Origin of the sequence: Psychrobacter sp. 1Y11 (assembly GCF_052259045.1) — a bacterium.
In the GTDB taxonomy this organism is placed as follows: Bacteria; Pseudomonadota; Gammaproteobacteria; order Pseudomonadales; family Moraxellaceae; genus Psychrobacter.
Genome location: NZ_JBQQER010000038.1, coordinates 1 through 505, shown reverse-complemented (window position 1 = coordinate 505; position 505 = coordinate 1). Strand labels below are relative to the sequence as shown.

The following is a 505-nucleotide window of genomic DNA, read 5'->3' as shown; positions in this document are numbered from 1 at the left end:
CGACCGGCCTTGGGCTTGACCTGTCCCTTCCCGATGGAGGCAACGACCCGGGCCTCCCGCATCGCCTTCTCGACGTAGGACACGCTGCGCTTGCCCTCGAACGCGATGTCCTCGACCCGGGTGCCGGCGGCCTTGCGCTCCAGTGCGAAGCGGCCGAATGCGAGGCGCTGGGCCTGGATCAGGGTGCGGTCCTGCGCGCCGGCATCCCGGCGACGGGTCAGGGACCGCTCGGCCTCCCGGGCTGTCTTCAGGGCACGGGGCGCGATCACGCGCAGGTCGAGCTCCCGGGCCTCCTCGACCGTGACGCCGAAGCAGTCGACCAGCATCTGCGGGTTGGTGCGGTAGCGGGGGTCCACGGACCGCCTCTTGTACGTGGCGCTATGGCCCTGGGCGGCGCGCCGGGCCTTGGCGATGACGCTGCCCATCAGGGTGACGGCCCTGGTGCAGGAAAGGCCGCACAGGGGCGCCAGGCGCCTGACCTCGGTCTTGAGCGCGTCCGGCTCCA

1 protein-coding gene is annotated in these 505 nt (G+C 72.1%); it reads right to left on the bottom strand.

The annotated features are described in order from the left end of the window. The coding region (locus tag ACTXGJ_RS12665) for a hypothetical protein (protein ID WP_443566165.1) at window positions 1-505 on the bottom strand (505 nt) is incomplete at both ends.